The organism is Pseudomonas sp. (assembly GCF_049645325.1).
Classification (GTDB): Bacteria; Pseudomonadota; Gammaproteobacteria; order Pseudomonadales; family Pseudomonadaceae; genus Aquipseudomonas.
The window spans coordinates 1-5,369 of the sequence record NZ_JBARTQ010000692.1 but is presented as its reverse complement, the minus strand read 5'-3'; the positions used below and the strand labels follow the sequence as shown (position 1 = coordinate 5,369).

Annotated in this window: 4 protein-coding genes; all 4 read left to right on the top strand. The window is 63.0% G+C overall.

All coding sequences use genetic code 11. From position 1 onward, the window contains the following. Nucleotides 1-113 precede the first annotated feature (113 nt). Entirely contained in the window at nucleotides 114-1,403 is a 1,290-nt protein-coding gene (locus tag WBB95_RS29375; protein ID WP_424490776.1) for a M18 family aminopeptidase, read from the top strand. 203 nt (nucleotides 1,404-1,606) lie between these two features. Next, on the top strand, nucleotides 1,607-1,783 hold the full coding sequence (locus WBB95_RS29370) for a hypothetical protein (RefSeq protein ID WP_424490775.1): 177 nt from the start codon (nucleotides 1,607-1,609) through the stop codon (nucleotides 1,781-1,783). 72 nt (nucleotides 1,784-1,855) lie between these two features. After that, a complete protein-coding gene (locus tag WBB95_RS29365) occupies nucleotides 1,856-4,021 on the top strand; it encodes a mechanosensitive ion channel family protein (protein ID WP_424490774.1) in 2,166 nt (721 codons plus the stop codon). Between the two features lie 17 nt (nucleotides 4,022-4,038). Then, a partial coding sequence (locus WBB95_RS29360) for an amidohydrolase (RefSeq protein WP_424490773.1) occupies nucleotides 4,039-5,369 on the top strand: 1,331 nt, incomplete at its 3' end.

Below are 5,369 nucleotides of genomic sequence, written 5' to 3'. Positions count from 1 at the left end.
ATCGCAGGCAAGCCAGCGCCCACATTGGGCGTGCACGGCTCTGAAGAGCGCAGCTTCACTTCAAATGTGGAGCCAATACGGTAAACTCCGCGCACTGCTGTCTGGAGCTATTTATGCGCGAAGCGTTGAATCAAGGCCTGATCGACTTCCTCAAGGCCTCCCCTACTCCTTTTCATGCCACTGCCGCCCTCGCCCAGCGTCTGGAAGCGGCCGGTTACCAGCGTCTCGACGAGCGCGAAACCTGGGCCACCGAGGCCAATGGTCGCTATTACGTGACCCGCAACGATTCCTCGATCATCGCCTTTAAGCTCGGCCGCCACTCGCCGCTGCTGGGCGGGATTCGCCTGGTCGGCGCCCACACCGACAGCCCGTGCCTGCGGGTCAAGCCCCAGCCGGAGCTGCAGCGCCAGGGTTTCTGGCAGTTGGGTGTGGAAGTCTACGGCGGCGCGCTGCTGGCGCCGTGGTTCGACCGCGACCTGTCGCTGGCCGGCCGCGTGACCTTCCGCCGCGACGGCAAGGTCGAAAGCCAACTGATCGACTTCAAGCTGCCCATCGCCATCATTCCCAACCTGGCCATTCACCTGAACCGTGAGGCCAACCAGGGGTGGGCGATCAATGCCCAGACCGAGCTGCCGCCGATCCTCGCGCAATTTGCCGGTGACGAGCGCGTGGACTTCCGCGCCGTGCTCACCGAGCAACTGGCCCGCGAGCACGGCCTGAACGCCGACGTGGTACTCGACTACGAGCTGAGCTTCTACGACACACAAAGCGCCGCCGTCATCGGCCTGAATGGCGACTTCATCGCCGGGGCACGCCTCGACAACCTGTTGTCGTGCTACGCCGGCCTGCAAGCCTTGCTGACCAGCGAAACCGACGAAACCTGCGTGCTGGTGTGCAACGACCACGAAGAAGTCGGCTCCTGCTCGGCCTGTGGCGCCGACGGCCCGATGCTGGAACAGACCCTGCGCCGCCTGTTGCCCGAAGGTGAAGAATTCGTACGCACCATTCAGAAATCACTCTTGGTGTCGGCGGACAACGCCCACGGCGTGCACCCCAACTACGCAGAGAAACACGACGCCAACCACGGCCCGAAACTCAACGCCGGGCCGGTGATCAAGGTCAACAGCAACCAGCGCTACGCCACCAACAGCGAAACCGCCGGTTTCTTCCGCCACTTGTGCATGGCCGAGGAAGTACCGGTGCAGAGCTTTGTGGTGCGCAGCGACATGGGCTGTGGCTCGACGATTGGCCCGATCACGGCCAGCCACCTAGGCGTGCGCACCGTGGACATCGGCCTGCCGACGTTCGCCATGCACTCGATCCGTGAGCTGTGCGGCAGCCATGACCTGGCCCACTTGGTGAAGGTGCTGGGTGCGTTCTACGCGAGCCGCGACCTGCCTTGAGACAAAATGTGGGAGGGGGCTTGCTCCCGAAAGCGGTGTATCAGTCAGCAACCCTAGTGACTGACACACCGCATTCGCGAGCAAGCCCGCTCCCACATTGGGTTCTATGCACACTTGAGCTGCAAAGTGACCCGCATCACTTTCACTTATCCTAATCCGGCCTAGACTTGTCAGAATTCCCACTCTGACAAGGCCGTCGCCCCATGATCTCCATGTCCTCGTTCCACGCCATGCTTATCCCCATTGTGATCGGCATGATCCTGCTGGCGGTCGGCTTCAACTTTCGGGACAAGCCGGTCGGCGTGTTTGGCATGTGGATCGGCATGCTGCTGATCCTGGGCACCGTGGTTTACAAGATCCTCGCCAAACTGGCGGAATGACAAATGCACTCGCATCTGGCATAGCGGCCTCGTACACTCGGTCAATTCGTCGTTTTCAAGGTTGACCGCCTCGTGCTCTCCCGTCTGTTTGCCCTGCCCTGCTGTTTCCTGATCGCCCTGCTCACGCTGCTGCCGCTCACGTCTGCCCAAGCCGTGAGCTTGCCCGGCCTGTTGGGCAGCGCCAACAAGACTCAACCCCAGGCTGATGTGCCGCTGGGGCAGTCGCTGGATGAGGTGATCAAGACCCTCGAAAACGACCAGCAGCGCACGCAGTTGCTGACCGACCTGAAGAAACTGCGCGAGGCCACGCAGAAGGCGCAGCCGGCGGCCGAACAAGGCGTGCTCGGGTTGATCGGCGGCACCCTCGCTGGCCTGGAGGCGCAATTTTCCGGCGCCGACAGCCCGCTGGGGCGCTGGTCCAACGAATTTGACCAGGCCAAGGATGAACTCAGCGCGCTGATGATGCCGGCCAATGAATGGCTGCCGATCATTTTCGGCTTTGCGGTAATCCTCGCGGTGTGGAGCCTGCTGGCCGCGGCGTTGATCTGGCTCAGCCACCGCGTACGGGAGCGCTTCGGCCTGCCCGAAGAACTGCCGCAACACCCGCGCACCTGGGACATGGTGCGCTTCGCCCTGCGCAAACTCGGGCCGTGGCTGATCGCCCTGATCATCACGGTGTACCTCAGCTACGCCCTGCCCTCATCCCTGGGCAAATCCCTGGCAATGGTGCTGGCGTATGCATTGGTGGTCGGCACCTGCTTCTCGGCGATCTGCGTGATTGCCTTCTCCGTGCTCGATGGCCCGCACCGCCACCGCGCGCTGTATATCCTGCGTCACCAGGCCTTCCGCCCGCTGTGGTGGATCGGCAGCTTTGCCGCGTTCGGCGAAGCCTTGAGCGACCCACGCCTGGTACTCGCGTTGGGGCAACACCTGGCGCACACCGCCGCGACGGTTGCCAATGTAATGGCCGCGCTGTCCACCGGCGTATTTATCCTGCGGTTCCGCCGCCCCATTGCACACCTGATCCGCAACCAGCCGCTGTCGCGCCGCCTCACGCGCCGCGCCCTGACCGACACCCTCTCGATTATCGGCACGTTCTGGTATTTGCCGGCGCTGCTGCTGGTGGGCATCTCGCTGTTCGCTACCTTCCTGTCCGCCGGCGACACCAGCACCGCCCTGCGCCAGTCACTGCTGTGCACGGTGTTGCTGGTGCTGTGTATGGTGATCAACGGCCTCGTGCGTCGCCACGCCCTCAAGCCGCAACGCGGGCACAAGCGCCACGCGCTGTACTCGGACCGACTGAAAAGCTTCGTCTACACCCTGGCGCACCTGGTGGTGTGGCTGGTGTTTATCGAGCTGGGGCTACGCGTCTGGGGCTTGTCGATGATTCGCTTTACCGAAGGTGAAGGCCATGAGGTCAGCGTCAAGCTGTTCGGCCTGGCCGGCACGCTGCTGTTCGCCTGGCTGATCTGGATCCTCAGCGACACCGCGATCCACCATGCCCTCACGCGTTCGCGCAAAGGCCTGGCCAACGCGCGTGCGCAGACCATGATGCCGTTGATCCGCAACGTGCTGTTCGTGACCATTTTCATCATTGCGGCCATCGTCGCCCTGGCGAACATGGGCATGAACGTCACGCCACTGCTGGCCGGTGCGGGCGTGATCGGTATCGCCATCGGTTTTGGTGCCCAGTCGCTGGTCGCGGACCTGATCACCGGCCTGTTCATCATCATCGAAGACTCCCTGGCCATTGATGACTATGTGGACGTTGGCGGCCACCTCGGCACCGTCGAGGGCCTGACCATCCGCACCGTGCGCCTGCGCGACATCGACGGCATCGTGCATACCATCCCGTTCAGCGAAATCAAGAGCATCAAGAACTACTCCCGCGAGTTCGGCTACGCGATCTTCCGGGTGGCGATCCCCTTCAACATGGAAATCGACGACGCGATCAAGCTGATGCGCGACGTCGGACAGAAAATGCGCAACGACCCGCTGCAGCGCCGCAATATCTGGTCGCCGCTGGAGATCCAGGGCGTGGAAAGCTTTGAATCCGGCAGCGCGATTCTGCGCGCGCGTTTCAAGACGGCGCCGATCAAGCAGTGGGAAGTGTCGCGGGCGTTCAACCTGTCGCTCAAGCGCCACCTGGACGAGGCCGGGCTGGACCTGGCCACACCGCGTTTGAGTGTGCAGGTCATCACCGCTGGCACTGTGCAGGAGAAAGATCAACAACAATAAACTCAGGAGAGGTCCTTATGCGTTTGAACGGTCTGACACACCTATGGGTTTTCGGCATGCTCTGCGGCGTTGCCAGCAGTGCCGTGATTGCCGCCAGCAGCGGCCAGGACAGCGCCCGGGAGGAAATCGCCGCCCAGGCGAAAATCCTCGAACCCGCGTTGCTGGAAACCCGTCGCGATATCCACGCCCACCCTGAGTTGGGCAACACCGAAACGCGCACCGCCGAGCTGGTCGCCAAGCAACTGCGCGACCTGGGCCTTGAGGTGAAAACCGGCGTCGCCCGCACCGGCGTCGTCGCCATCTTGAAAGGCGCGTTGCCCGGCCCAACCGTCGCCTTGCGCGCCGACATGGACGCGCTGCCGGTCAAGGAAGTCGCCGACCTGCCCTTCGCCTCCAAAGCCAAGGGCACCTACCTGGGCAAGGAAGTCGACGTGATGCACGCCTGCGGCCACGACGCTCACACCGCCATCCTGCTGAGCACAGCGAAAATTCTGACGGGAATGCGCGACCGGCTGCCCGGCACCGTGGTGTTTTATTTCCAGCCGGCCGAAGAAGGCCCGAGCGACTTTATCCCCGACGGCAAAAACACCTGGGGCGCGAAAATGATGGTGCAGGAAGGCGTGATGAAGGCGCCCAAGCCAGACGCGGTATTCGGCCTGCACGTGTGGGCCGGCGTCCCCGCCGGGCAGATCGCCTATCGCCCGGGCCCTACCCTGGCCAGCAGTGATGATCTGCGCATCAAGATCCTCGGCAAACAAACCCACGCCGGCCGCCCCTGGGACGGGATCGACCCGATCACCGTCGGCGCGCAGACCATTGTCGGCCTGCAAACCGTGGTCAGCCGCCGCACCGATATTTCTTCCTTCCCGTCGGTGGTGAGCATCGGCACCATCAACGGCGGCACGCGCTACAACATCATTCCCGAGTCACTGGAGATGAGCGGCACGATTCGCTCCTACGACTACGGCATTCGCCAGAAGCTGCACGCGGATGTGCGCCAGACCGTGGAGAAAATCGCCGAAAGCGGCGGCGCCAAGGCCGAGGTCACGATCATCGAGAAGTACGACCCCACCATCAACAACCCGGCCCTGACCGAGAAAATGCTGCCGAGCCTGCGCTGGGCGGCCAAGGATGATGTGGTGCAAGGCCCACTGGTGGGCGGGGCCGAAGACTTCTCCTTTTATGCCAAGGAAGCGCCGGGGCTGTTTGTGTTCCTGGGGGTGACCCCACGAGATCAGGACATGAGCAAAGCCGCGCCGAACCATAATCCGGGCTTCTTTGTGGATGAATCGGCGTTGGTGGTCGGCGTGCGGACACTGGCGTCGCTGGCGACGGATTATCTGTACAC

What these genes read in the sequence shown, in the direction of transcription:
- WBB95_RS29370 (WP_424490775.1), top strand. Translation starts at nt 1,607, where the DNA reads ATGATCTCCATGTCCTCGTTCCACGCCATGCTTATCCCCATTGTGATC.
- WBB95_RS29375 (WP_424490776.1), top strand. Translation starts at nt 114, where the DNA reads ATGCGCGAAGCGTTGAATCAAGGCCTGATCGACTTCCTCAAGGCCTCC.